Genomic DNA, 25803 nt, shown 5'->3' on the forward strand with positions numbered 1-25803 from the left:
GGCGGACTCAAGGGCCGGTCAGCTGATGTGAGGCAGGCTAAGGCTTCGGTCGGCGCGGGTGTTAGGCCGCGACGAAACTGACGACGATGCCGTTGGCGGCGTTGGCCGGAGCGCTGACGGCACCGTCATGCGCGACGGCGTTGGCGCCAAGCGTCTTGGTCGCGGCGGCAACGTCGCTCGTCTCGATCACGATCGCAGAGACGCCACCGCTGGTGCCGCCCTTGCGCGCGGCCTCCGGATAACGGCTGGCGAACCCGGCAGCGTCGTAGAACAGGAAGTCGGCGCGGCCATTGCCCGAGCGCACGCGCCAGGCGTCGCCCTCGTGCGCGGCCGGCTGGTCGATCAGGCCAGCTAGCTGCGAGGCAGCGGCCTTCGCATCCGCCGACAGGACCTCGATGCGCACGAGGCGCTTTGCGCCATTGGCGTGGCTCTGCAGCTCCGGGATCCAGACGGTGTCGCGGGTCAGGTGCTGGCAGGCGAAGATGCGCATTCCGCCCGGCGCCTGGTCCAGCGGCCAGCGATAGACATTGAACTTGGCCTCGCCGGTGCCGCCATTGGGCAGGTCGACGGGACGGCCGAAATGGACCGGGCCAAGCGGCGCCAGGCCGCGCGCCTTGAGCTCCTCGGCGCCGGCAGCAGCATCGTCGGTCGTGAAGGCGACGCGCTCGATGCCCTCGCCCTTCTTGAGATATTCCTGGGTCGGACGGTTGTGCTCGGTATCGGTCAGGATGCCGAGCAGCTCGAGATAGTCCTCGCCGAACATGATCGTGTAGTTGCCGGTGCCGAGAATAGCCGAGTGCGTGCCGCGCGGCGAAACCGTGAAGCCCAAATCGCGCCAGAGCTGCGCCGAGGCGTCGAGATCGCGCACCGTGATGACGGCGTGATCGACGCCATGAACATGTTTCAGCGGCATGAAGCCAACTCCCCAAGCAGAACCCAAAAGGGGTCGCCAGACACCGACGCCCGCCCAGGCATCGCGCCCCGCAGTCGCTGGCCGGTATCGCCAACCCCTCCTCAACTAGTCACGCAGAGAAGGAAAATTCAAGAATAAGGAGAAACAATGATTTGAAAAGAATATTCTTCTATTTTTGTCATTTACGATAGCAAACAGTTCCCCGAGACAGGCGTTGCGCAGATAGAGCCTGCCTTGTCATGGCTCGCTTGGCCAAGCAGCATGGGATTGCAGCCCGCATCGGTCTATCCGATACGCAGGCCAGTTTGTGCGCCCCGACCGAAAGCAAGACCAATGACCGAGACTTCTCCCCCCTGGCCGCCCTCCCTCTGGGCTGCTGCGACTCCGGCGGGCCCTGCGCTCACGGCGCTGGCGGGCGATGTCGCCGCTGATGTCGTCATCATCGGCGCGGGCTTCACGGGCCTCTCGACGGCGATCCATCTGCGCGAGGCCGGCATCGACGTCGTCGTGCTGGAGGCAGCCGAACCCGGCTGGGGCGCGTCCGGCCGCAACAACGGGCAGGTGATTCCCACGCTGGCGGGCCATGACCCTTCCGCGATGGTCAGGCGCCATGGCGAAGCCGGCGAGCGCTTCAACGCCGTGCTGCGCGACAGCGCGCAATACCTGTTCGATCTCGTCCGCAAATATGCGATCCCCGCCGAAGCCGAGCAGGCGGGCTGGGTTCAGCCTGTGCATTCGCCCGGCCGCTTCAAGCTGGCCGAGAAGCGCGTCCGCGAATGGTCGGCGATCGGCGCGCCGGTCGAATTGCTGGACAGGCAGGCGGCTTCCGCCATGCTGGGTTCGGAGGCGTGGTTCGGCGGGTTCTGGAACCGTACCGGCGGCCATATCAATCCGTTGGCGCTGGCGCGGGGGCTGGCAGAGGTGGCGCTGAAGCTCGGCGCGGTGATCCATTCACGCACGCCCGCGCTTTCGATGGCACGCGAGAACGACCGCTGGATCGTGAAGACCGCCAACGGCTCGGTGACCGCACGCGCGCTGGTGCTGGCGACCAATGCCTATACCGGTGAGTTCGCGCGCGAACTGGCGCCTGCCGTGGCCAACGAGGTCGTACCCGTCCTGTCCTGGCAGATGGCGACGACGCCAATCAGCGATAACATAGCCAAGACCATCATCCCCGGCCGGCAGGCCGTCTCCGACACGCATCGCGAACTCTATTTCGCGCGCTGGGATGCCCGCAACCGGCTGGTGACTGGCGGGGCGGCGGTCTTCCCCGGCGCTGGCGGAGCAAACCTTCGCACGCCTGTCGCCGCGCGGCTGAAGCGGCTCTGGCCCCAGCTCGGCGAGGTCACGTTCGACTATGTCTGGTCCGGCTATGTCGGCATGACGCCCGACAATCTGCTGCAGCCGCAGGTGCCGGGCTATCCGCGCGTCCACCAGCTCGGCCCCAACGGTTTCGCTTGGGTCGGCTGCAACGGGCGGGCTGTCGCGCTGTCGATTTCACTTGGGCGCGAACTCGCCAAGGCAACGCAAGGCACCGCCATCGAGACGCTCGGCCTGCCGCTCTCAGAGCCTAAGCCGCAGCCCTTCCGGGACATCGTGCGAAAGATCGCGCCCTTCGCGCTGCCGCTCTATCGGCGGCTGGACGCCAAGGAAATCTGACAGGGGCCACGCCCGTCGTGGCGGAACGTCCCATCTCAGTCGGTCAGAGCTGAAAGATCGAAGCGCGCCGTCATCCCGGACGACCAAAGGGAGGCCCGGGATGACGGCGTATTTTCTGTCAGGAACAAAACCTTGCAAGCCAGCCTCTGCTGAGGTCCAACAGCCGCCCCAGCGCTCTCAGAGCGGGCGGCCGATGCGCTTGGCGATGAGGCCGACAATGCCTTCGCGGAAGGTCAGCACGCAGATCACGAAAATCACGCCCTGAACAACCGTGACCCAGGCGCCCAGCGATGCCAGGTAGTTCTGCATCGAGACGATGACCAGCGCACCGACGATCGGCCCGAACACGGTGCCGAGGCCGCCCACCAGCGTCATCAGCACGACCTCGCCCGACATCGACCAGTGCACGTCGGTCAGCGAGGCGAGCTGGAAGACGATCGCCTTGGTCGCACCGGCGAGGCCCGCCAGCGTCGCCGAGAGCACGAAGACCGCGAGCTTATACTGGTTGGCGCGGTAGCCGAGCGAGATCGCGCGCGGCTCGTTGTCCCGGATCGCCTTGCAGACCTGGCCAAAGGGCGAATGGATGATCCGGTAGATCAGCAGCAACCCGCCCATGAAGATCGCTGCCACGAGCCAGTAGAGCGCGCGGTCGTCGGCGAGATCGATCATCCCGAACAGCTTTCCGCGGGGCACGGCCTGGATGCCATCCTCGCCGCCGGTGAAGCGCGGCGTCTGCAGCGAGAAGAAGTAGGCCATCTGCGCCAGAGCCAGGGTGATCATGGCGAAATAGATGCCCTGCCTGCGGATAGCCAGAGCGCCGAAGAGTGCACCGAGCGCGGCCGCCACCGCCACGCCGAGCAGGATGGACAGCTCCGGCGTCAGGCCGAAATACTTGGCCGCATAGGCGCAGACATAGCTCGACATGCCAAAATAGGCGGCGTGGCCGAAGGAGAGCAGGCCGCCATAGCCAAGCAGAAGGTTGAAGGCGAGCGCAAACAGCGCGAAGCACAGCACCTTCATCACGAAGACGGGGTACAGAACGAAGGGCGCGATGGCGAGCAGCACCGCAAGCCCGATCAGGATGCCGCGATGCAGGCGCTGCGTGCCCTTGGTGGTCTCAGCCGGAACGAGCGATCCGGCGGCGGCGTCGATGGTGGCGATATCGGCCATGGTCAGATCCTCGAGCCGTCAGTGCGAGCGCAGCGAAGCAATCCTGGAGACGTGGCGCGCGAGGCTGGCGTGCTTCGCTGCGCGCGCGATGACGACATCCGCATCACGTCGCCCGCCCGAACAGGCCGGCCGGTTTCACCAGCAGCACCAGCACCATGATGATGAAGATAACCGTCGCGGAGGCTTCCGGATAGAACACCTTGGTCAGGCCCTCTATCAGCCCGAGCCCGAAGCCGGTGACGATGGCGCCCAGGATCGAGCCCATGCCGCCGATGACGACCACGGCGAAGACGACGATGATGAGGTCGGCGCCCATATTCGGGTTCACCGAGTAGATCGGCGCAGCCAGGACGCCCGCAAAAGCAGCCAGCGCGACGCCGAACCCATAGGTCAGCGTCACCATCAGCGGCACGTTGATGCCGAAAGCCTGTGTCAGGGTCGGGTTCTCGGTGGCAGCCCTGAGATAGGCGCCAAGCCTGGTCTTCTCGATCAGGAACCATGTCGCGAGGCAAACCGTGAGCGAAGCGACCACGACCCAGCCGCGATAATAGGGCAGGAACATGAAGCCGAGGTTCTGCCCGCCCCGCAGTTCGGCCGGGATCTGGTACGGGAGGCCCGACGAGCCGTAGTTGTTGCGGAACAGGCCCTGGATGATCAGGGCCAGCCCGAAGGTCAGCAGCAGGCCGTATAGGTGGTCGACATGGGCGATGCGCTTGAGCAGCAATCGTTCGATCGCGACGCCTGTCGCGCCGACCAGCAGAGGCGCCAGCAGAAGCGCGACCCAATAGTTGATGCCGAGATAGTTCAGGCACATCCAGGCCACGAAGGCGCCCATCATGTATTGGGCGCCATGGCTGAAATTAATGATGTTCAGCAGGCCGAAGATGATCGCGAGCCCCAGGCTCAGGATTGCGTAGAACGAGCCGTTGATCAGCCCGAGAAGGACCTGGCCGAACAGCGCTTGGGGCGGAATTCCGAGAAGCTCGAACATGCGGGGCTCAGATCGTTGCGTCTAAAAATGCGACTGGGATGCCTGCGACATCCCGGGCCAAAGAGCCCGGGACCATGGTCCGATGCGTCATGGTCGGGCCTGACTTGACCATCTCGAAAACCAGCAATCTCTGGTCATGAGATCCTCGGGGCAAGCCCGAGGATGACGCCTGGGGGTTTGACGCCCGGCAGGGGGGCCCGGTCGACGCTCACTTCTTGACGAGTGGGCATTCGCTCTCGGCGAGCGGGCGGAACGCCTGCTCGGCCGGCAGCACGGCGATCTGCTTGTAGTAGTCCCACGGACCCTTCGATTCAGAGGGCTTCTTGACCTCGAAGAGATACATGTCGTGCATCTTGCGGCCGTCGGCGCGCACGGAGCCCTTGCCGAACAGCGGATCGTCGGTCGGCAGTTCCTTCATCTTGGCCATCACCGCGGTGGTGTCCTTCGACTTCGCGGCCTCGACGGCCTTCAGGTAGTGCAGCATGCCGGAATAGACGCCGGCCTGCACCATGCTCGGCTTCTTGCCGCCGTTGGCCTTGGCGAACCGGTCGGACCAGGTACGGGTCTGGTCGTTGGTGTCCCAGTAGAAGGATTCCGTCAGAACCAGCCCCTGCGCGGTCTGCAGGCCGAGCGAGTGCACGTCCGTGATGAAGACCAGCAGGCCCGCGAGTTTCTGGCCGCCAGCGACGATGCCGAACTCGCCCGCCTGCTTGATCGAGTTGATGGTGTCGCCGCCGGCATTGGCGAGGCCGATGACCTTGGCCTTGGAGGCCTGAGCCTGCAGCAGGAAGGACGAGAAGTCCGTGCCCGGGAACGGTGTGCGCACGGCGCCCAGAACCTTGCCTCCGTTCTTGGTGACGATCGCGCCGGTGTCGCGCTCGAGCGCGTGGCCGAAGGCATAGTCGGCGGTCAGGAAGAACCAGGTGTCGCCGCCGGCCTTCACCATCGCGCCGCCCGTGCCCTGCGCCAGAGCGTAGGTGTCATAGGTCCAGTGGATCGTGTTGGGCGTGCAGGCCTTGCCGGTGATGTCGGACGAGGCCGCGCCTGAATTGATGTGGATCTTGTTCTTTTCTTTGGTGATCTGGTGCACGGCCAGCGCAACCGAGGAGGTAGGAACGTCGAGGATCACGTCCACGCCATCCTGATCGTACCACTGCCGGGCAATGGTCGAGCCGACGTCCGGCTTGTTCTGGTGATCGGCCGAGACGATCTCGACCTTGATGCCCTTGTCGGCGGCCTTGAAGTCCTCGACCGCCATGCGTGCCGCAAGGACGGAGCCCTCGCCCGAGAGGTCGGCATAGAGGCCCGAACGGTCGTTTAGGACGCCGGCCTTGACTGTGATCTGCTGTGCAAGGGCGGGGCTGGCCATAAGACCCATCAGCGCCGTCGTCGTGAGGATAGACTTGAGCTTCATGTTGTACCTCCCTGAGATGATGTCGTTTTCGACTTTGTCTTGGTTTTGTTTCGCGCGGCTTTGACCGGTCACACCCCGAGATAGCCGTGGAGCTTGTCGATATTGGCGTCGAGCTCGGCATTGGGGATCATGTCGACGACCCTGCCCTGTTCGACGACGTAGTGGCGGTCGGCGACCGTCGCGGCGAAGCGGAAATTCTGCTCGACCAGGATGATGGTGAACCCGTCCTGCTTCAACTTCGCGATGGTGCGGCCGATCTGCTCGATGATGACCGGCGCAAGCCCCTCGGTCGGCTCGTCCAGGAGCAGCAGGTTGGCACCGGTGCGCAGGATGCGGCCAATCGCCAGCATCTGCTGCTCGCCGCCCGAAAGCTTGGTGCCCTGGCTCTTCAGGCGCTCCTTGAGGTTGGGAAACAGGGTGAATATCTGCTCCACCGAAAGCCCGCCCGGCTTCACCTGAGGCGGCAGCATCAGGTTCTCCTCGACGTTCAACGAGGCGTAGATGCCGCGCTCCTCCGGCACGAAGCCGATGCCCATGCGCGCGATCGTGCGGGACGGCAGCCCGATCGTCTCCTGGCCCTCAAGGGTGATCGAGCCCTTGCGCTTCGCCATGATGCCGATGATCGACTTCAGCGTCGTGGTCTTGCCGGCGCCGTTGCGGCCGAGCAGCGTAACCACCTCGCCCGGCGCGACGTCGAAATCGATGCCGTGCARGACATGGCTTTCGCCATACCAGGCCTCGAGCCCCCGCACTTTGAGCAGCGGCTCGGCAGTGGTCGCCGGCGCCCGCGCAGTGGCCTCAGTGAGCATGGTCGCCTCCCGAGCCGATATAGGCCTCGATCACGCGCGGGTCCTTCGAGACCGCAGCGTAGTCCCCCTCCGCGAGCACCTGCCCGCGGGCCAGCACGGTGATGCGGTCCGACAGCGAGGCGACGACGGAGAGATTGTGCTCGACCATCAGGATGGTGCGATTGGCCGAGACCTTCTTGATCAGCGTGGCGATGCGCTCGACATCCTCACGACCCATCCCGGCCATGGGTTCGTCGAGCAGCAGCATCTCGGGATCGAGCGCCAGCGTCGTGGCGATCTCCAGCGCGCGCTTGCGGCCATAGGACAATTCGCCGGCCGTGAGGTTGGCGTAGGAAGCCAAGCCGACGGAATCGAGCAGCCGTATCGCCTCGTCCTCGAGCGCGGTGAGCACCGCCTCGGAGCGCCAGAAATCGAAGCTGTCGCCACGCTTGCGCTGCAACGCGACGCGGACATTGGTCAGGACCGAAAGCTGAGGGAAAACAGCCGAGATCTGGAACGAGCGCACAAGACCGAGCCGCGCGATCTCGGCGGGCTGCTGGCGCGTGATGTCGCGGCCATTGAAGACGATCGAGCCCTTGCTGGGCGCGAGGAACTTGGTCAGCAGGTTGAAGCAGGTCGTCTTGCCTGCCCCATTGGGGCCGATCAAGGCGTGTATCGTTCCACGCTTGACCTTGAGATCGACGCCATTCACGGCGGTAAAGCCGCCGAAATCCTTGGTTAACCCAGACGTCGAAAGAATAACGTCGTCAGCCATGGCCAACATCACAATACAGCATCGTTATCATTCTTCTTGACCGTTTCCCTTGGGCGGATGCTGCACCGCCGCGACTGCGAGTGTCAACAGCATTCCATCGATCAAAAAGGCGTTCCGAGATGGGCATTCGCACCCGACCGCGTCCAAAAAGAGCTAAGGCGGCTATATTTGCGGCATAGTATTCGACTATCGTCCAAGTCACGGCGGCTCGTTTATTGCAAAGACTGCGGATACTCGGTCAAACCTGCCGTCCAGCAGCGTCGCGATGAACATACTCGGCCTCCCCGGGCCGCTGCTGCATGCAGCTCAGGCGATTTTCGTCCGGCCGAACCACAATGCACCGAGATGTTACGGGGCTCGGCTCGCCACAGGAAATTCGGCTCATCCGACGAAAGCCCCGGACTCCGCGGCGTGCGCCGTTTATGCTTTGTCGAACGAATGACTTGGCCGGGTTGGGTGCGTGATGGTGCGGGCAGCAGGTGGACTTTTTGGCGCGGCCCTCTCGCTGCTGCTCGGCGGATGCGCCGGCGATGTGCGCGGCGTGCTCGGACCCGTTACATCCGTCGCCACGGATACCAGCAAGGTCACGATGCTCGTGGCGACCACACGCTCGCGCGACCCGGACAACGGCGTGTTGTTCTCAGGCGAGCGCGGTATGAAGCCCGATTTCGCGGAGATCACCGTTTCGATCCCGCCGGACAGCGCCCGCAAGGTCGGCGAGGTCCAGTGGCCGAGCAGGTTGCCGGGCAATCCCGAGAAGGAATTCGTCACGCTCAAAGTCGATCGGCTCGACCGCGCCGCGGCGCTTGCCCGCCTGAACCGTGCCGCCGCCAAGGCTCCCAAGCGCCGCGTCCTCGTTTTCATCCACGGCTTCAACAACCGTTTCGAGGATGCGGTCTACCGCTTCGCGCAGATCGTCCATGATTCGGGCGCTGGCGTCGTGCCGGTGCTGTTCACCTGGCCCTCGCGCGGCTCGCTGCTTGCCTATGGCTATGATCGCGAGAGCGCGAATTACTCTCGCAACGCGCTGGAGGACCTGTTGCAGGCGTTGGCGCGCGACCCGTCCGTCGGCGAGGTCTCGGTACTGGCGCATTCCATGGGCAACTGGCTGGCGCTGGAATCGCTGCGCCAAATGGCGATCCGCAACGGCAAGATAGCGCCCAAGATCGCCAATGTCATGCTCGCCTCGCCCGATGTCGATGTCGACGTGTTCCGCACCCAGGTCGCCGATATCGGCAAGAGCCAGACCCGATTCACGCTGTTTGTCTCGCAGGACGACCGGGCGCTGGCGATGTCGCGGCGCATCTGGGAGAGCACCGCGCGGCTAGGCGCCATCGACCCCGAGGCCGAGCCCTATCGCAGCGAACTCGCCGCCGACAAGATCACCGTTGTGAACCTGACCAGTTTCAAATCCGACGACCGGCTGAACCATGGCAAGTTCGCCGAAACCCCGGATGTGGTGCGCCTAATCGGCAGCCGCCTGATCACCGGCCAGCCGATCACGGATTCCCATGTCGGGCTGGGCGACAGGCTGATGCAGGTCACGACCGGCGCCGCCGTCACTGTCGGCACGGCGGCCGGGCTGGCGCTCTCGGCGCCCATCGCGATCATCGACCCGAAGACGCGGCAGAACCTCGGCGACAATGTCGAGGCCGTCGGGCGCTCGATCGGCGAAACCGCTCGCTCGACCGGCGATGCGATCAACGCGCCCCTGCCCAACCCGCTCGGAGCAACGCGCTAGCGGGCTTCTGGCGGCGCTAGCGCGGGTTTGGGCTGGCGCTAGCGGAGATCGATGATGTCCACCTCGCTTCCAAGTTCGCGCGTCGCAGTGTCGGCCACGAAGCGGTGATGCGTGAACAGGATCGGCTGGACCGTACCGCCGATCTCGGCCAGGGCCCTCAGGCCATTGGCGGTGCGGGCATCGTCGAAGGAGGCAAAGAGGTCGTCGGCGAGAAACGGCGGCGGCTCGGCGCGGGCAGCATAATCCTCGAGATAGGCCAGGCGTAGGGCAAGGTAGAGCTGGTCGCGCGTGCCTTCGCTCATGGCGCCGACATGCAGTTCCGCGTCGCCGGCCCGGCGTCCGACGAGATGGGGAATGTCCGCCTCGTCGAAGGACTGGCCCAGGCCTGCAAATGCGCCACCGGTCAACGTAGCGAAGAATGCACCGGCGCGCGTCATCAACGGTTCCTGCCGGCTCTGGCGCTGGCGCGCGATGGCGGTGCCGATCATCAGGGCGCCGATGCTGAGTACAGCCCATTCGCGCGCCGCCTCGAGCATCTCGCTCTCGGCGCCCCGGCGCTGCTGCATGGCGAGTTCGGCAGCCACGACGCCTCCAAGCCCCTCGATTTTCGCGCCGACCTGCTTTGCGGCAGCAAAAGCCTCCTGCCCTTCCGCTTCAAGGCGGAGCCGTTCCTGCTCGAGCCGCTCGATCTCGGCTGCGGCCAGCGCCGGATCGCAATCGAGGAGCGCACTGCGCAATTCGGCCTCGTCGCGGCCGTCCGTGGCATTGGCCAGTTCGTTGCGGCGCTGCCGCAGCGCGGTTACGATCGCGTCGCGTTGCGCCAGCGCAGCGCCTATCTCTGACAGTGCGGCATCGGCCCCCAGGCCGAGCCCGCTCGCGAGGGCGGCTAGCGCCTGCTGTGCAGAATCGCGAAGCGCCTGCGCGGTCTGCGCGGCGGAATGGGCCTCAGTGATGCGGCGCGCCATCGCCTCGCTCTTGACCCGGGCCTCGCGCGTCAGGGTCAGTTGCTGGCCGACATGGCGCAGGATCTGGTCGGGGCTCCCCGCGACGTCCGGTGCGAGTTCGCTAGCAAGCCCGCCGACATCGGCGGAAAAGCGGGCCGCGTCCCGCCTGATGCCGCTGACACGTCGCTTCAGCCGGTCGCGTTCGCTGGCCAGGGCCGGAACCTCCCGCCAGGCCGCGAGGCTCGCCTGCGCCTCGGGTATCGTCGCGGTCTCGGCGAGACCGATCAGCGGCAAGGCTGTGCGGAAGGCCTGTCTCCAGGTTTCCAGTTCCGCGTCGAGGGTCTTTGCATCGGCCTCGGCGTGGCGAATGCGGAACTCGATGTCATCCAGCAGCGTCTGCGCGGTGCGCACCGCCTCCCAGCCTTGCGCCATCCTGTCGATTTCGGCGGCGGCTCGCTTCAGCTCCGCCGCGACCGGCAGGCCCGGCATCAGGGGCAAGCCGAGATCGGCAAGCAGCTCCGTGAGCGCCGGCCGCGCCGCATCGAGCTGCGCGACGATGCCACGCTCCTGCTCGCGACGCCCAAGCAAGCGGCCGTGGCGTTCGAGCAGTCCTGACGCAACCTGGAGCCAGGCCGCCATCTCGATTGGCGACAGCGGCGCGATGTGCGTGGGCTCCCAGAGTTTCACCCATTCTGCCAGAATGAGCTCACGCTGCCCTTCGACGACCGCAAGCTGCTCGACGTGGCTCGCGACAAGCGCATCGCTACGCAGGCGCCCCCGGCTGGCCTCTTCATGGGCGGCCAGACGTTGTGCATCGCTGATCGCAGCGTCGGCGAGCGCGTCGGCCTCCGCGCGCGCCGTCTCGAAACCGGCGGCAGCCTGCGCCAGCGCAGAACCTGAGACGGACTCACCAAACAATGCTGCGCGCGCAGACTGCCAATGCTGGTCGCGCCGCGCGCGTGCCTCCAAAATGCGCTCCGGTGTCGGAAGCGGCGCGCCGGCTGCGAGATTGGCAAGGCGCTCGGCGAAGCCGGCCGCCTCGCGGCGTACCGCCTGCAAATCCTGCCGCTGAGCCCGCATTTCATCGTCGAGCACAGCAAGGCGCGTTGCGAAGCCGGCGACGGTCTCGCGCGACGGCAGCGAGGTCGAGGCGAGCGCCGCGAGATCCGCGACGGGAGGCGAAAGCCGGGCGGCCTCCTTCTCCAGCACCGCAGTCTCGCTTGCGTTGGCGGCGGCGTGATCATGGGCGATTTCGGCAAGGCGGCGCAGATCCGCCAACGCCGAGAGGCGTTCGCGGAGCGGACGGGGATCGCCGAGGATGGCGCGCTGACCATGGTCGCGTCGCCGCTCTTCGAGGAGACCCCGTTCGCGCTGGAGGTCTGCGACCCTTGCCACGCGCGCCTGATCGAGCCGCAGCCCTGCTTCGACGAGATCGGACAGCCGGGCAAAACCGGCATCGTCGGGCCGCCGTCCGACCAATGTCTCGACATCGGGCAGGCCGAGCCGCAAGGCGATCTCGGCGAGTTGGCGCGCGGCGGCCTCCTCCTCGCGCTCGACCGCCGGCAGGTCGATCAGGCCCTTTTGGTAGGCGCCGAGATCCGTCTGAAGCCGTTCGATCTCGGCCGCTCGCTCAAGCAGGCGCTGGTCGAACCGGATCGCGTCATGCTCTTCGCGGAGGCGTTGAGCGAGACGCTCCGCGTCCTGCCGTGCAGCCTCGCTGAGGCCGGCCTTGCCGACGGCATCGACCAGCCGGCCCCCTGCCCCCTCTGGCGCGGCGGGCAAGGCGCCAAGCCCGGCCAGAAGCGCCTCGTCGGCGTCGATGGCGCGCAGGATCGGAGCGGCGCGGCGAAGGCTCTCGAGCCGTGCACGCTCGACCGCGATCTCGGCGCGGCGGCGGGTGATCTGGCTGCCGCGCTCCGCCTGCGTACCGAGCTCCTCGCGCAGCGCCTTCAGATCACCGGTGCGGGTCTCATGTTGCCGCAGCGCTTTGCGCGCAGCTTCGAAGCGATCCAACGCCTGATAGAAGACCCTGTTTTGCGATTTGGTCTTCGCAAAAATGCCATCCGCCTCGCGCTCCATCGCGTTCTTGATTTCGCTCACGCCGCGCAGGCCGGAAGCCGCCGAGAACAGGGCGGCGCCGAGTTCGCCGTCGCTCGCCTTCAACTCGTCGCCGCTGCGACGCAAGGCCTCCGCGTCGAGCCCGAAGGCGCGCCGGAAGATTTCGCGCGAGAGCCCGCCCAGGAACGGCGCCAGCGCGTCATCCGACAAGGGCACATTGGCGGCATCGCTGAGCAGCGGCTTGAGCTTGCGCCGCCAGAAGAAGACATCATTGCCGTTGCGGTCGCGGATCGTCGCGCCCAGGCGCATTTCCTTGCCGGGTCGCAGGAAGTCGTCGGGCGTTTGCCGCTTGACGCCGAACAGGAGATCAGTGACGGCGGCAAGCGAGGAACTCTTGCCGGCCTCATTGGGGCCGAACACGACATGCAGCCGGGCGTCGGGGCGGAATTCGAGGCGCTTGCCCGTGAAGGGACCATAGCGTTCCAGATCGAGCGAGAGCAGCCGCATGGTTCAGGCCACGCTCCCGAGCACGCGCGCGGCGGCGAGCGAGCGCGCTTCGGCCAGGATCGCGTCGAGATCGTCGAGTGCGGTTTCGCTGAGCCCTCCGGGCAGTTTTCCGCGCACCAGGGCAACCAGTTCTCCAGCTCGCTGGCGCAACTCGTCGTCATGCTCAAGGCCGAGCAGCAGCGCGGCAGGGTCCTGCCCACTGGTATCGGCCGCGACGTCTCGCACCGCCGGCAGTTCCGTCGTGGCGAGCTTGAACGCCTCCAGCCACGCATCCTCATGGACATGGTTTGCCAGCGCCTGCACTTCGTCGCGCAGGTCGTTGCGGCGCGCGCGCAAGGCGCCATGCAAGGCAGTCGCTCCGGTCAGCGTGACGCGCAGCGCCGTCATCCGCCCTGCGCTCTCGCCGAGCGGCGCCTGCATGGCTTCGCGCAGGGTGTGCAACACTGCCGCCTCGTCCACGATGCCCTCAACAGGAATGGTGAGGTGCAGCCAGCGGGCGCGATCGACCACCAGAGGTCTCGTGCCGGCGATGCGCCCATCGGCGACATCGACCAGCATGGCGCCCTTGGGTCCGCATTCGCGCACGCTGCGCCCCTGCAGATTACCCGAATAAACGATCCAGGGATCGCGATGCAGCACCGCCTGCTCGTGGATGTGGCCCAGCGCCCAGTAGTCGTAACCGCGCCCGACGAGCTCGGCGATGCTGCACGGCGCGTAGACGGCATGGGCCGCATTGCCCTCGCAGGAGGTATGCAGCATGCCGATGTTCAGCCAACCCGGGACAGGCGCGGGATAGGCCAGCGCGTAGTTTTCGGTCGCGGCGCGATCGGCGAAGCTGCGGCCGTGGATTGCGACCTTCAGCGCCTCGAGCCGCTGCGTCTCAGCCTTGCGGCTGGAGAATTCGACGACATTGTCGGGTAGCGTCACCGCCTTGGTGATCTCGCTTTCGGCGTCGTGGTTGCCGCGGATCATGAAGAGCGGAATGCCGGCGCGAGCGAGCCGCGCCACCTCGCGGTTGAAGAACAGACCGATGGCGGTGTCCTTCCAGTCGCCGTCATAGATGTCGCCGGCAACGAGCACGAAGGCGACCTGCTCCGAGATGGCTTGAGACACCAGATCAGTGAAGGCGCCGCGGCTGGCAGCTGCGAAGCGCCGCGCGACATCCTCGTCCTTCATTGCCAGCCCGGTGAGCGGGCTGCCAAGATGAAGGTCTGCGGCGTGCAGAAATGTGAAGCGCGTCATGGAGAATCCGGTGCGGGAGCTGCAGCCTAGCGAGCATGATTGGCGCCGGGGTGCAATGCAGGGCCGCCCCTTGATCACGGCGATTGCCGTCACATCTTGAGCGGAGCGGACATGCGCGCCGCGTCGCGCAGCGCGCGCCTGTCAGGATATTGGGTCGGTTATGACGGTCATCGCATTCGAGAACAGCTATGCGCGCCTGCCGGAGCGCTTTTTCGCGCGCACGCTGCCGAGCGAAGTGCGCGCGCCGCGGCTGATCCGCCTGAACCATGCGCTGGCCGAGGAGCTGGGGCTCGACCCCGCCTGGCTGGGCAGCCCGGAAGGCGTTGAGGTCCTGACCGGAAATCGCATTCCAGACGGCGCGGAGCCGATCGCGACCGCCTATTCCGGGCATCAGTTCGGCCAGTTCAGCCCGCAGCTCGGCGACGGCCGCGCGATCCTGCTGGGCGAGGTGATCGACCGCCAGGGCCGGCGTCGCGACATCCAGCTCAAGGGCCCCGGCCGCACGCCCTTCTCGCGGCGCGGCGACGGGCGCGCAGCGCTGGGGCCTGTTCTGCGCGAATATCTCGTCAGCGAAGCGATGGCTGTGCTCGGCATTCCCACGACCCGGGCGCTTGCCGCAGCGTTGACCGGCGAAACCGTGATGCGCGAGGAGCCCCTGCCGGGCGCGATCCTGACCCGTGTCGCCTCGAGCCATATCCGTGTCGGCACGTTCCAGTTCTTCGCCGCGCGTGGAGACGCCGAGGCGTTGCGGCTTCTCGCCGACCACGTCATCGCCCGGCACTATCCCGAGGTCGCGACGCGCGAGATGCCCTACCTCGCCTTGCTGGAAGCGGTCATCGCCGCGCAGGCCAGCTTGGTGGCGCAATGGATGCTGGTGGGCTTCATCCATGGCGTGATGAACACCGACAACATGTCGATCTCCGGCGAGACCATCGACTACGGCCCCTGCGCCTTCATGGACGCCTACGACCCCGCCACCGTGTTCAGCGCGATCGACGAGCGCGGCCGCTATGCCTTCGCCAACCAGCCGCCGATCGCGCGCTGGAACCTAACTCGGCTGGCGGAGGCACTGCTGCCTTTGCTCCCTGACGACCAGAACCAGGCCATCACGCTGGCGGAGGCTGCGCTGGCGGGCTTTGCGGGCGCTTTCGAAGCCGCGTTCCTCGCCGGAATGCGACGCAAGCTCGGGCTGTTCACGCAGCAGCCTGACGACGTCGTGCTGATCGGCAAGCTGATGTCGGTGATGCAGCAGGGTGGCGCCGACTATACCCTAACCATGCGCCATCTCGCGGAGGCCTCCGATCCCCTCTGCGACGCGACCCTGTTGCGTACCCTCTACGCCGACCCTGCCGGGCTAGACACCTGGCTTGTCGACTGGCGGCAGCGCCTGACGCTCGAGCCCCAATTCGACGGCGAACGCGCGGCGTCGATGCGCGCGGTCAACCCGCTGTTCATCCCGCGCAATCATCGCATCGAAGCCGTGATCGAGGCTGCCGTCGAGCGTGACGATTTCGCGCCCTTCGAGGAATTGCTCGCTGTCCTCTCCGCTCCCTTCGAGGACCGGCCGGGCCTGTCGCATTATGCGAAACCGCCGACGCAGCAAGAGCGCGTCCTCCAGACCTTCTGCGGGACCTGACGCGTCGCACTGCGGAGCCGGGCGCGGCGTGTCAGGCTGCAGTTCCTGAGCGCCCGAATTCGTAGTACGCAAGCGTTACATGGATACCGCAGCGCTATCGTCGATCCTGCTTTCAAACGGGACCCTCGCCCTCACGATCCTCCATTTCGCCAGCGCGGGCGCGGTGACGATCCATGCGCTGATGCGCAAGCGCGACGTGCCCGCCGCCATCGGCTGGATCGGGCTGGCCTGGCTGTCCCCCTTCTTCGGCGCGTTGCTCTACTTCGCCTTCGGGATCAACCGCGTAAAGCGCCGGGCCCAACGGCTGCGCGGTCCGGATTCAGGAACGCCCCGTTCCTCGTCCGGCAGGCGTACGAGCGCGGCGGGGCACAGCCTGCTCGTCGCAGTCGAGAAAATCACGGGGACGCCCAGCGAGCCCGGCCGGGTCACCGCGATCTTCGACAGCGGCGACGAAGCCTATCCGGAGATGCTGGCCGCGATCGAGGCCGCGCAGACCAGCATCGCCTTCGCGACCTTCATCTTCCGTACCGACCATCTCGGCGAACAGTTCATCGACGCTTTTACGCGGGCGCATCAGCGTGGGGTCGCGGTGCGCGTGCTGATCGACGGCTTCGGCGGCGGCTTCCTGCGATCGGCGGCGTATCACCGCCTGCGGCTGGCCGGCGTACCGGCGGCGCGGTATTTGCATTCCATCGTGCCGTGGAAAATGCCGCTGCTGGACCTGAGGCTGCACAAGAAGATCCTCGTGATCGACGCGGAGACCGCCTTTGTGGGAGGCCTGAACATCGGGGCCGAGAACCTGCTGGCGACGCAGCCGAAGGAGCCGGTGCGCGACATCCACTTCCGGGTCGAGGGCCCCGTCGTCACGCAGATCACCGAGAGCTTCCAGGACGACTGGAGCTTCACGACGTCGGAAGTGCTGGCAGGCCCGACCTGGTTCAAGGATGCGGTCGACCGCAAGGGCGCTCCCGCGCGCGCTATCGGCTCGGGGCCCGACCAGAGCGTCGACCAGCTCGTATTGGTGCTGCTCTCGGCGATCAACGGGGCCAAGTCGACCATCCGGATCGCCACACCCTATTTCCTGCCCGACGAGCAGGTGATCACGGCATTGCAACTTGCAGCGTTGCGCGGAGTCTGCGTCAACCTCGTCATGCCGGCGATCAACAATCACCGGCTGATGGGGTGGGCGGCGCGGGCTCATGTCAGGCCGCTGCTGAAGACAGGCTGCCGGCTCTGGCGTTCGCCGCCGCCCTTCGACCACTCGAAGCTGATGACGGTGGACGATTCATGGTGCCTGATCGGAAGCGCCAACTGGGATGCGCGCAGCCTTCGGCTGAACTTCGAGCTGACCGTGGAGTTTCATGATGGCGATCTCGCGCAAACGCTCAGTCGGATCATCGACGCCAAGTGCATCGAGCCGATCACGCTGGCCGAGATCGACGCGCGCTGGGGTCTCGTGAAGATCCGCGACGCCGCCGCGCGGCTGCTGATGCCTTATCTCTAGCCTGCCCTCTCCGTCTGGACGTCCGAGGTTCTCTTGAAGGTCGCTTCCTACAACATCCACAAATGCCGCGGCATGGACCGGCTGGTACGGCCCGGCCGGATCATCGACGTACTCGGCGAGATCGGCGCCGATCTCGTCGCCCTGCAGGAGGTCGACCGCCGTTTCGGCAAGCGCACCGGCCTGCTTGATCCCGATCTGCTCCAGCGCGAGACCGGCCTGCACCTGCTCGTCCAGTCGGACGTCGTCGACGGCCATGGCTGGCATGGCAACGCCCTGCTGGTGCGCGGCGAGCCCTCCTTCTACCGGCGTTTCCGCCTGACGCTGCCCGGCATCGAGCCACGCGGCGCGGTCGTGGCCGAGCTCGATCTCGGAGAGGGCCGGTTCCGCGTAATCGCCGCGCATCTGGGCTTGCTGCGACGTTCGCGGGTCGACCAGGCCGCGACGCTGCTGCATGCCTTCCTGGAACTCGCGCCGATGCCGACGATCCTGCTCGGCGATTTCAACGAATGGCGCCGCCGCCGCAGATCCGCGCTCGACGTGCTGGAGCCTTATTTCAGCGGCCAAAAGCCGCCGGCGAGCTTTCCGTCGCGGCGCCCGATGCTTGCGCTGGACAGGATCTTGGGCTGGCCGCAGGGTTTGATTACCGAACTGGCCGCGCATGACACGCCGCTTTCCCGGCTCGCCTCCGATCATCTTCCGCTGAAGGCCACCGTCGAACTGGTGGAAACCCAGCGCGCGCTCACCAGGGCGGCCGCGGCCTGATCAACCCCACCATGCCATCGAGAGGGCTATGCCCTGGGCCGGAGCTTCGCTACGCGTCTCCGGCGCCCGACGACGCAGGCTCTGCGCGTCGCTATCGAGAAGCGCCGATATCGTGGGAGGAACGACGAGACCATGCTGAACCAGCGTATCGAGGGCCTGCGCGACTACCCGTTCCGCCGGCTGGCCGCACTCATCGCCGGGGCGACGCCTGCCTCCAACCGACCGCCCATCGATCTCTCGGTCGGCGAGCCCCGGCATCAGCCGCCAGCCTTCGTCGGCGAGATCATCAATTCGCGCAGCGACAGCTGGAACCGCTATCCGCCGATCAACGGCACGCCTGATTTCCGTGCCGCTTGCGCGGCCTGGCTGACCCGGCGCTACACGCTACCGGCCGGCATGATCGATCCCGAGACGATGATCGCACCCTGCGCCGGCTCCCGCGAATCGCTGTACATGGCCGCGACGGTGGCGATCAACGCGACCGAAGGCGGCCCAAAGCCGCTCGCCTTGATGCCGAACCCTTTCTACCAGGCCTATGTCGGCGCATCGGTTATTGCCGGCGCGGAGCCGGTGTTCCTGACCGCCACCAAGGAAACCGGCTTCCTGCCAGATCTGGACTCCCTGACGCCCGAGATGCTCGACCGCACGCAGATCATGTATCTGTGCACGCCCGCCAACCCACAGGGCGCTGTCGCCGATTTCGCCTATATCGAGCGGGCCCTCAAACTCGCGCGCAAGCACGACTTCCTGCTGGTTTCCGACGAGTGCTATTCGGAGATCTACTCCACCGACCTGCCACCGACGGGCGCGCTCGAAGTCGCGGCGGCGCTGGGCGGCTCGCTCGACAATCTGATGGTGTGCCACACGCTCTCGAAGCGCTCGAGCGCGCCCGGGCTGCGGTCGGGCTTCACGGTGGGCTCGCCGCACGCGATCGACCTGCTGACCCGCCTGCGCAACTATAGCTGCGCCGCGACGCCGTTCGCGACGATGGAGGCCGCGACCGCGCTGTGGAGCGACGAGACCCATGTCGTCGAGGCACGCGCGCTCTACCGCGCCAAATTCGATATCGCCGAGCGCCTGCTCGCCGGCCGATTCGGCTTCTATCGCCCCGAGGGCGGCTTCTACCTCTGGCTCGATGTCGGCGACGGCGAGGTCGCGGCGCGCAAGCTCTGGGCCGAGGGGGGCGTAAAGGTCCTGCCGGGCGCCTATCTCACCAAGCATCCCGAGGGTCCCAACCCGATGCAGGCCTATATCCGCATCGCGCTGGTCTCCGACCTCGCCTCGACCGAGGAAGCCCTGACGCGCGTCGCGACGCTGCTGTAGCGCTGGCGAAGCCGAGATCGTCCGGATTACGGGCGATCGCCGATCCGGTCGTCTCCATGCGGCGGCGCATCGGCGCTGCGATGGCTCATGATCAGCGAGAGCGGCCGGCGCCGGCCGTTCTCGGCGATGCGCCAGACATAGCCGCCGAGCGTACCCAGCCCCAATGTCGTTAGCGAACCGAAGAACATGATTGCCAGCATGATCGGTGCATAGCCGGGAACGCGGATCGCGCCAGCCAACCACGAACCGAACACGGCGGCGATCGAGATCGTCGAGACCAGCGTGCCCAGCACGCCGATCCAGAGCAGCAGGCTGATCGGCAGCGAGGAAAAGGCGAAGATGCCGTCGAGCATGTAGGAGAGCTTCTTCCGGAAGGTCCAGGCGCTCGTGCCGACCTCGCGCTCGCGCCGCTCGTACGTGACCTCCCGCCGGCGGAAACCGACCCAGAACAACTGCCCGATCAGAAAGCTCTCGCGCTCCTCGAGCGACAGCAGGGCGCGCTTGAACACGGTGTTGCACGCGAAGACATCGACGCCGCCCTCCGGCACCTGCGGCATGATGAGGCGGCGATAGAGCGCCCAGAAAATGCGCGAGGACAAGGAGGACAGGACCGGGTCGCTGCGGGCGCTGCGGCTGCCGACGACGACATCCACCTCCCCGCTCGCAAGTTCCGCGAAGAAGCGTGTGATCAGTTCCGGCGGCTCCTGCAGATCGGCCGCCATCACGGCCACGAACTTGCCGCGCGCCAAACCGAGACCTTGCCGGATCGCGGCAAAGGACCCGAAATTGCGCGAAAGCTCCGCCAGCTGCCAGGCATAGGGCGCGGCCTTCAGGCCGGCCTGCAGCAGTTGCGCCGAATGGTCAGGCGAGCCGTCGACGACGAAGACGACCTCGAAATCGGCGATCTCGCGGGACAGAGCTTCAAGCGCCGCCAGCAGGGCCGGGATGTTGCACTCGTTGCGATAGACGGGGATCACCAGGCTGTGCGCTATCCGGCTCGCCAGGACAGGGGCATCTGTCGTCATGCGCGCGAACCGCCCTTGCTGACGGCCTGGACGACCTCGGCCTGCTCGGCCCGGCTCAGTTCGGGAAAACAGGGAAGGCTCAGGATGCGCTTCGTCGCGGAGCGGCTGACATCGAGCGATCCGACAACGCGGCCAAGCCCCTGCCACGCGGCCTGGTCGCAATCGAGGACGGGGTAGTGAATGTCCGTACCGATGGCGCTCTGGGTGAGCGCCGCCCGCATCGCCTCGCGGCTGGGCTCGTCGGGCGCAACCAGCACCGCGAGATGCCCGACGAAGCTCGGATCATCGTTCCCGATTAAGCGCCAGCCAGGCGGCAGGTTCTCGCGGTAGAAGCTGCACAGGGCTCGGCGCCGGCGATTGTCCTCATCGACCAAAGGCAATTGCCGCAGCAGGCCGAGCGCCTGGATCGGATCGAGCCGGCTGTTGCGTCCATGCGGACGAGCGACATGGTATTTGCCGCGCCAGCCATATTGGCGCAGTTCCGAGACGGCGGTCGCCAGGTCCTGTTCCTGGCAAACCACGCAGCCGGCGTCCCCGATCGCGCCGAGATTCTTGGTGGGATAGAAACTGAAGGCCGCGATGTCGCCGAGCGAGCCGGCGCGTGCGCTGCAGCGCATCGCGCCATGAGCCTGCGCGCAGTCCTCGACGATCCGGACATCGCCGCGGCCGAGCCGGACGAGCTCCGCGCGAATGGCCGCGACATCGTTCATCAGGCCGTAGAGATGCGTGACGATGATCGCCCGGCTGCTGGCAGACAGGGTCGCGCCGATCTGGCCGAAGTCGAGCTGGAGCGTCTCCGGATCGACATCGATGTAGACCGGTCGCGCGCCGATGGTCTGGCAGGCGACGGTGGCGTAGCCCCCGGCATTGGCCACGCAAATGACCTCGTCGCCCGCGCCGACGCCGACCGCTCGCAGGGCGAACTCAAGAGCGTCGGTGCCATTGGCGACCCCGACAGCATGGGCTACGCCGCACCATCTCGCAAAGGCCTGCTCGAAATCCGTGACGGGCTTGCCGCCGATCAGCCAGCCACTGTCGAGCAAGGCGCCGACGTCCGCCAGGATCTCGGTACGCAGCGGCGCGTGGCGGCGCTTGAGATCGTTGAACGGCACAGTCATGGGCAACTCGCTGGCAGGGTTCGCATCGCACTGCCTGCTAACACGGCAACTGCCCCTTCGTCACTTGAACAGCTGAACTCCGGATCAGGTCCCGGGACAGGATGCGCGGGTCAGAGCGCGGGCTTCGACACCGGGGCCGGGCTTTCCTGTTGCGCGGCATGGCGCTGCGGCGGGAACGCCTTTGCCAGGAGAAATACTGCAAAGACGTTCATCAGCACGGCGATGACCACGGGGATCACGATATGCCAGATACTGCCGGTGGCCGGGTCGTCGAATTCCATGACCTCCCATGCGCGAACTGGCGCAGCGAAGTCCATCGTAAAATCGCGATATCCGCTGCCACGAGAGCCGCGGCAGCAGCCTGCATCACCGCTCAGTCCTCCTCGACGCGAGGCTGGGCGGCTTCAACCATGATCTCGCGCTTGCCGGCATGGTTGGCGGGGCCGACGATGCCCTCGTTCTCCATCCGCTCCATGATCGAGGCGGCGCGGTTGTAGCCGATCTGGAGGCGGCGCTGGATGTAGGAGGTCGAGGCCTTCTTGTCGCGCAGCACGACCGCCACCGCTTGCTCGTAGGGGTCGTCGCTCTCGGCCTGGCCCATCGCGCTCTTGTCGAAGACGGCGCCGTCCTCGCCCTCGCCCGCCGGCTCCTCCTCGGAGGTGACGGCCTCGAGATATTGCGGCCGGCCTTGGGTCTTGAGATGGGCCACCACCTTCTCGACCTCGGCGTCCGAGACGAAGGGGCCGTGCACGCGGGTGATCCGGCCGCCGCCGGCCATGTAGAGCATGTCGCCCTGGCCCAAGAGCTGCTCGGCGCCCTGCTCGCCCAGGATGGTGCGCGAGTCGATCTTCGAGGTCACCTGGAAGGAGATCCGGGTCGGGAAGTTCGCCTTGATCGTGCCGGTGATGACATCGACCGAGGGGCGCTGGGTGGCGAGCACGACGTGGATGCCGGCCGCGCGCGCCATCTGGGCGAGGCGCTGGATCGTGCCTTCGATCTCCTTGCCGGCGACCATCATCAGATCGGCCATCTCGTCGACGATGACGACGATGTAGGGCAAGGGCTCGAGGTCCATGACCTCTTCCTCGTAGATCGCCTCGCCACTGTGCTTGTCGAAGCCGGTCTGCACCGTGCGGGTGATGATCTCGCCGGCAGCCTTGGCCTCGCCGACACGGGCGTTGAAGCCGTCGATGTTGCGCACGGCGAGCTTCGACATCTTCTTGTAGCGCTCCTCCATCTCGCGCACCGCCCATTTGAGCGCGACGACGGCCTTCTTCGGGTCGGTCACGACGGGGGTGAGGAGATGCGGGATGCCGTCATAGACCGACAGTTCCAGCATCTTGGGGTCGACCATGATCAGGCGGCACTGCTCGGGCGTGAGCCGATAGAGCAGCGACAGGATCATGGTGTTGATCGCGACCGACTTGCCCGAGCCGGTGGTGCCGGCGACGAGCAGATGCGGCATCCGGGCGAGGTCGACGATCATCGGCTCGCCGCCGATCGTCTTGCCCAGCCCGAGCGCCAGCTTGTGCTTGGAGCTCTCGAATTCGGGGCTGGAGAGCAATTCGCGCAGGAAAACCGTCTCGCGCTTGGCATTGGGCAGCTCGATGCCGATCGCGTTCTTGCCGGGGATGACCGCGACGCGGGCCGCAATCGCGCTCATCGAGCGCGCGATGTCGTCGGCCAGCGCGATGACCCGCGAGGATTTGATGCCTGGCGCGGGCTCGAGTTCGTACAAGGTCACGACCGGGCCGGGACAGGCCTGGACGATCTCGCCCTTGACGTTGAAATCCTCCAGCACGCCCTCGAGCACACCGGCGTTCTGCTGAAGCATCTCGATGGGCATCACCGGCTCGGACGAGATCTTCGGCTCGGCCAGAAGCGTGATCGGCGGCAGCTCGAACCCGGCGAACTGCGATACAGGCGCAGCCGGCTCGACCGCGGGAGCGACGGGCAAGCCGGCAAGTGGCGCGGTCTTCGCGCGCGCCGTTCGGGACACGACAACTCCCCTGCCCGCCACCGGGACTGCGACCGCGGCAACCGGCTCGACGGGCTGCTTGGCTGCCTGAACGACCGTGGGTGCGAGGCGCGCAAATGCACTGAGGTTGACGCTGTAGGGCTGCTGCCAGGTGAAGCGGCCGGCATCCGCCTGCCGGGCCACGGCCGGGGCCGCGGGGACTGGAACAGGCTTCGCCCGAGCGAGCGGCGCGGGTTCATCCACCTGCGGCTCGTCGTAGATCTCGGGCTCGGCGCTCGCCGATACAGGCTCAATCTCGAGGGTATCGCATTCGGGCTCGTCGTCGCCCTGCTCCGCGCCCGGGACGAATTCCCAGAACGCCGAATCCGACAGGAAGCTGAATGGCGTGACGGGCGCGCGGGGCGCCTCGGCGGGCCTGTGAACCTCGGCTACGGGCTCGGCGCTCGCGTACGCTGCGTCGTCTTCGTGCCCGCCGAACTCCTGAGGTTCGACCTCCGCGACATACTCCTCAGGCTGCATCGGCTCGACCACGGCCGGCTCGACCCAGGTCTGCCGAAGGAACCGATCCGGCGTACGTCCGAACAGGACGCGGCCAGTCGGAATGGCGGACTGCGCTTGCGCCTGGGGCTGTTGCTGAGGCTGGGGCTCTGCCGGAACGGGAGCGGCGTCGACGACCGGCATCGCCGGCACTTCGGCCCGGCCAGGACGGAGCCTGTCGGGCGTCCGGGTAAAGCGGACACTCGGCGGGATGGATGACTGCCCGACGGCATCGTTCAGTTCAGCCCTGCCGGACGAAGCCGCGCCCGGATTGCGCGTCCCGCGCGCCGGCAGGAGCTCGTCGGAAGTGCGGTCATTGGCGGCGGGTAGGATCTGGAATTTACGCATCGGATTCGCGAGCACTGCATTCTGTTAACCTGCCTTCGATGCGTATGGTGACAGGGTTAAGGCTCGATAAACCGGACCGCTCAATTCGCAGATTGCAGGGGAGAGCGGCGCACGGGCCACGCTGCCGGAAGGGCAGATCCGACGTCGCGGCCCGGCTCAGTCCAGCACGGCCTGATCGGTCAGGTGAACCAGCCTGCCGGCCGCGACCACCGCGACGACGCGCGGCTGATCGTTATCGTCGACCAGCACGAGATCGGCACGCTTTCCGGGTGCTATCACGCCGCGATCGTCCAGCCCGAAAGCCTGGGCCGGCGCTTTCGAGGCAAGCGCCCACGCATCGGCGAAGCCGGCCGAGCCGTTGCGGGCGAGGATGAAGGGCGCATGCAGCAGGGCCGGGTAATAATAGTCCGAGGCGAGGATCGTGCAGAGGCGGGCGCGCACCATATCCTCGGCGCCGGGGCAGCCGAGATGCGAGCCCCCGCGCACGACATTGGGGGCGCCGAAGACGATCGCCTCGCCATGGTCGGCAGCCTCGCGTGCCGTCGCCTCGTCGATCGGAAACTCGGCGACCCCGACGCCGAGCCCGCGATACCAGCGCCGCATCTGTGGGGTCATGTCGTCATGCGAGAGCATCGGCACGCCATGGGCGCGGGCGGCCGCGGCGAGCCGCGTCACCGAGGCCGCGACCTCGCCCTTTCGGGCATAGACTCGCTCGACGAGTGCGGCGAAGTCATCGGCGCCGAGGCCGGAGCGCTCCGCCATCTTGCCGACCTTGTCCGCGCGATGCCGGCTTTGCAGCGTGCCTTCTGTGTGGTCGTTGAAGGCGAGCAGGCCGACGCGCCCCGTCGCGAGCCACGCTATGATCTCGTCCTCGGCGTCGAGATTGAAGGTCTCGTGGCGCAGGTGAAAGCGCGTATCCACGGCGAGATCGGACGTAAGCGCGTCGATGCGCTCGAACAGGCGCCTGGCATTACCGGCGCCGCGGAGCCCCGGCTCCCACGACCAGGTCACGCCATGGAAGGCTGTGGTGATGCCGCTGGAAACCAGCGCCCGGTCGGTATCGCGCAGCGCGAGATCGATGTCGAAGCCGACCTTGGGACGCGGCATGATATGACGCTCGAAGGCATCGCCATGGCAGTCGACGAGGCCCGGCAGCACGAGCAGCCCGGTCGCATCGAGGCGCAGGCCACGCCTGGGCTCGACGCCGTCGATCGCAGAGATGGATGCGCCGTCGGTCGCGATGTCGACCTGCTCGAGATCGTCGAGCAGGACGCGCCCGCCGGTGATGTGAATAGCCATGGCCCGCTCCCGTCGCCTGCGGCGGAGCCGCAGGGGGATGGGCCATGACGCGCCTCGATGACGCCTGCATG

The 25803-nt window shown here is 66.6% G+C and carries 19 protein-coding genes; 6 read left to right on the top strand and 13 right to left on the bottom strand.

Annotation, left to right across the window (positions count from 1 at the left end):
• Positions 1 to 61: 61 nt before the first annotated feature.
• A complete protein-coding gene (locus AC1D2L_RS01210; protein ID WP_476843986.1) occupies positions 62 to 913 on the bottom strand; it encodes a VOC family protein in 852 nt (283 codons plus the stop codon).
• A gap of 333 nt (positions 914 to 1246) precedes the next feature.
• Here AC1D2L_RS01210 and AC1D2L_RS01215 point away from each other — a divergent pair, with 333 nt between their 5' ends.
• Positions 1247 to 2572 (top strand): NAD(P)/FAD-dependent oxidoreductase, encoded by a 1326-nt coding sequence (locus AC1D2L_RS01215; protein ID WP_476843987.1) that lies wholly within the window; start codon positions 1247 to 1249, stop codon positions 2570 to 2572.
• A gap of 177 nt (positions 2573 to 2749) precedes the next feature.
• Here AC1D2L_RS01215 and AC1D2L_RS01220 read toward each other — a convergent pair whose 3' ends face one another.
• The 5 genes from AC1D2L_RS01220 to AC1D2L_RS01240 all read right to left on the bottom strand — a co-directional run bounded on the left by AC1D2L_RS01220 (position 2750) and on the right by AC1D2L_RS01240 (position 7710).
• Positions 2750 to 3742 carry a branched-chain amino acid ABC transporter permease gene (locus AC1D2L_RS01220; RefSeq protein ID WP_476843988.1) on the bottom strand — a complete coding sequence of 331 codons (993 nt, stop codon included), beginning with the start codon at positions 3740 to 3742 and terminating at the stop codon, positions 2750 to 2752.
• 103 nt (positions 3743 to 3845) lie between these two features.
• A complete protein-coding gene (locus AC1D2L_RS01225; protein WP_476843989.1) occupies positions 3846 to 4733 on the bottom strand; it encodes a branched-chain amino acid ABC transporter permease in 888 nt (295 codons plus the stop codon).
• Between the two features lie 208 nt (positions 4734 to 4941).
• Positions 4942 to 6147, bottom strand: coding sequence for an ABC transporter substrate-binding protein (locus AC1D2L_RS01230; protein WP_476843990.1), 1206 nt, complete (start codon positions 6145 to 6147; stop codon positions 4942 to 4944).
• Positions 6148 to 6215: 68 nt separating this feature from the next.
• The gene (locus tag AC1D2L_RS01235) at positions 6216 to 6956 is read right to left on the bottom strand and encodes an ABC transporter ATP-binding protein (protein WP_476843991.1); all 741 of its coding nucleotides are present in this window, start codon (positions 6954 to 6956) and stop codon (positions 6216 to 6218) included.
• Positions 6946 to 7710, bottom strand: coding sequence for an ABC transporter ATP-binding protein (locus AC1D2L_RS01240; RefSeq protein WP_476843992.1), 765 nt, complete (start codon positions 7708 to 7710; stop codon positions 6946 to 6948). The genes AC1D2L_RS01235 and AC1D2L_RS01240 overlap by 11 nt, the downstream gene beginning before the upstream one ends.
• 463 nt (positions 7711 to 8173) lie before the next feature.
• Here AC1D2L_RS01240 and AC1D2L_RS01245 point away from each other — a divergent pair, with 463 nt between their 5' ends.
• Entirely contained in the window at positions 8174 to 9451 is a 1278-nt protein-coding gene (locus AC1D2L_RS01245; RefSeq protein ID WP_476843993.1) for an alpha/beta hydrolase, read from the top strand.
• Positions 9452 to 9489: 38 nt separating this feature from the next.
• Here AC1D2L_RS01245 and AC1D2L_RS01250 read toward each other — a convergent pair whose 3' ends face one another.
• Positions 9490 to 12960 carry an ATP-binding protein gene (locus tag AC1D2L_RS01250; RefSeq protein WP_476843994.1) on the bottom strand — a complete coding sequence of 1157 codons (3471 nt, stop codon included), beginning with the start codon at positions 12958 to 12960 and terminating at the stop codon, positions 9490 to 9492.
• 3 nt (positions 12961 to 12963) lie between these two features.
• On the bottom strand, positions 12964 to 14202 hold the full coding sequence (locus AC1D2L_RS01255; protein WP_476843995.1) for a metallophosphoesterase family protein: 1239 nt from the start codon (positions 14200 to 14202) through the stop codon (positions 12964 to 12966).
• A 160-nt stretch (positions 14203 to 14362) separates the two neighbouring features.
• Here AC1D2L_RS01255 and AC1D2L_RS01260 point away from each other — a divergent pair, with 160 nt between their 5' ends.
• The 4 genes from AC1D2L_RS01260 to AC1D2L_RS01275 all read left to right on the top strand — a co-directional run bounded on the left by AC1D2L_RS01260 (position 14363) and on the right by AC1D2L_RS01275 (position 19427).
• Positions 14363 to 15838 (top strand): protein adenylyltransferase SelO, encoded by a 1476-nt coding sequence (locus AC1D2L_RS01260; protein WP_476843996.1) that lies wholly within the window; start codon positions 14363 to 14365, stop codon positions 15836 to 15838.
• 79 nt (positions 15839 to 15917) lie between these two features.
• Positions 15918 to 17342, top strand: coding sequence for a phospholipase D-like domain-containing protein (locus AC1D2L_RS01265; RefSeq protein ID WP_476843997.1), 1425 nt, complete (start codon positions 15918 to 15920; stop codon positions 17340 to 17342).
• Between the two features lie 33 nt (positions 17343 to 17375).
• Positions 17376 to 18104 carry an endonuclease/exonuclease/phosphatase family protein gene (locus AC1D2L_RS01270; RefSeq protein WP_476843998.1) on the top strand — a complete coding sequence of 243 codons (729 nt, stop codon included), beginning with the start codon at positions 17376 to 17378 and terminating at the stop codon, positions 18102 to 18104.
• 132 nt (positions 18105 to 18236) lie between these two features.
• A complete protein-coding gene (locus AC1D2L_RS01275) occupies positions 18237 to 19427 on the top strand; it encodes an aminotransferase class I/II-fold pyridoxal phosphate-dependent enzyme (protein WP_476843999.1) in 1191 nt (396 codons plus the stop codon).
• A gap of 26 nt (positions 19428 to 19453) precedes the next feature.
• On the opposite strand, the gene AC1D2L_RS01280 is transcribed toward AC1D2L_RS01275, so the two are convergent.
• The 5 genes from AC1D2L_RS01280 to AC1D2L_RS01300 form a co-directional block, all read right to left on the bottom strand.
• Positions 19454 to 20452 (bottom strand): glycosyltransferase, encoded by a 999-nt coding sequence (locus tag AC1D2L_RS01280; protein ID WP_476844000.1) that lies wholly within the window; start codon positions 20450 to 20452, stop codon positions 19454 to 19456.
• The gene (locus AC1D2L_RS01285) at positions 20449 to 21570 is read right to left on the bottom strand and encodes a DegT/DnrJ/EryC1/StrS family aminotransferase (protein ID WP_476844001.1); all 1122 of its coding nucleotides are present in this window, start codon (positions 21568 to 21570) and stop codon (positions 20449 to 20451) included. The genes AC1D2L_RS01280 and AC1D2L_RS01285 overlap by 4 nt, the downstream gene beginning before the upstream one ends.
• A 110-nt stretch (positions 21571 to 21680) precedes the next feature.
• Positions 21681 to 21851, bottom strand: coding sequence for a hypothetical protein (locus tag AC1D2L_RS01290; RefSeq protein WP_476844002.1), 171 nt, complete (start codon positions 21849 to 21851; stop codon positions 21681 to 21683).
• Between the two features lie 92 nt (positions 21852 to 21943).
• Positions 21944 to 24433, bottom strand: a complete 2490-nt coding sequence (locus AC1D2L_RS01295; RefSeq protein WP_476844003.1) for a DNA translocase FtsK — start codon at positions 24431 to 24433, stop codon at positions 21944 to 21946.
• A 156-nt stretch (positions 24434 to 24589) separates the two neighbouring features.
• Entirely contained in the window at positions 24590 to 25732 is a 1143-nt protein-coding gene (locus AC1D2L_RS01300) for an alpha-D-ribose 1-methylphosphonate 5-triphosphate diphosphatase (protein WP_476844004.1), read from the bottom strand.
• Between the last annotated feature and the right edge of the window lie 71 nt (positions 25733 to 25803).

The sequence above is a fragment of the Allobosea sp. P1_B10 genome (genome assembly GCF_056406735.1).

Coding starts and splice junctions, on each gene's coding strand:
- AC1D2L_RS01210 (WP_476843986.1), bottom strand. CDS start 913: ATGCCGCTGAAACATGTTCATGGCGTCGATCACGCCGTCATCACGGTG.
- AC1D2L_RS01215 (WP_476843987.1), top strand. CDS start 1,247: ATGACCGAGACTTCTCCCCCCTGGCCGCCCTCCCTCTGGGCTGCTGCG.
- AC1D2L_RS01220 (WP_476843988.1), bottom strand. CDS start 3,742: ATGGCCGATATCGCCACCATCGACGCCGCCGCCGGATCGCTCGTTCCG.
- AC1D2L_RS01225 (WP_476843989.1), bottom strand. CDS start 4,733: ATGTTCGAGCTTCTCGGAATTCCGCCCCAAGCGCTGTTCGGCCAGGTC.
- AC1D2L_RS01230 (WP_476843990.1), bottom strand. CDS start 6,147: ATGAAGCTCAAGTCTATCCTCACGACGACGGCGCTGATGGGTCTTATG.
- AC1D2L_RS01240 (WP_476843992.1), bottom strand. CDS start 7,710: ATGGCTGACGACGTTATTCTTTCGACGTCTGGGTTAACCAAGGATTTC.
- AC1D2L_RS01245 (WP_476843993.1), top strand. CDS start 8,174: ATGGTGCGGGCAGCAGGTGGACTTTTTGGCGCGGCCCTCTCGCTGCTG.
- AC1D2L_RS01250 (WP_476843994.1), bottom strand. CDS start 12,960: ATGCGGCTGCTCTCGCTCGATCTGGAACGCTATGGTCCCTTCACGGGC.
- AC1D2L_RS01255 (WP_476843995.1), bottom strand. CDS start 14,202: ATGACGCGCTTCACATTTCTGCACGCCGCAGACCTTCATCTTGGCAGC.
- AC1D2L_RS01260 (WP_476843996.1), top strand. CDS start 14,363: ATGACGGTCATCGCATTCGAGAACAGCTATGCGCGCCTGCCGGAGCGC.
- AC1D2L_RS01265 (WP_476843997.1), top strand. CDS start 15,918: ATGGATACCGCAGCGCTATCGTCGATCCTGCTTTCAAACGGGACCCTC.
- AC1D2L_RS01275 (WP_476843999.1), top strand. CDS start 18,237: ATGCTGAACCAGCGTATCGAGGGCCTGCGCGACTACCCGTTCCGCCGG.
- AC1D2L_RS01280 (WP_476844000.1), bottom strand. CDS start 20,452: ATGACGACAGATGCCCCTGTCCTGGCGAGCCGGATAGCGCACAGCCTG.
- AC1D2L_RS01285 (WP_476844001.1), bottom strand. CDS start 21,570: ATGACTGTGCCGTTCAACGATCTCAAGCGCCGCCACGCGCCGCTGCGT.
- AC1D2L_RS01290 (WP_476844002.1), bottom strand. CDS start 21,851: ATGGAATTCGACGACCCGGCCACCGGCAGTATCTGGCATATCGTGATC.
- AC1D2L_RS01295 (WP_476844003.1), bottom strand. CDS start 24,433: ATGCGTAAATTCCAGATCCTACCCGCCGCCAATGACCGCACTTCCGAC.
- AC1D2L_RS01300 (WP_476844004.1), bottom strand. CDS start 25,732: ATGGCTATTCACATCACCGGCGGGCGCGTCCTGCTCGACGATCTCGAG.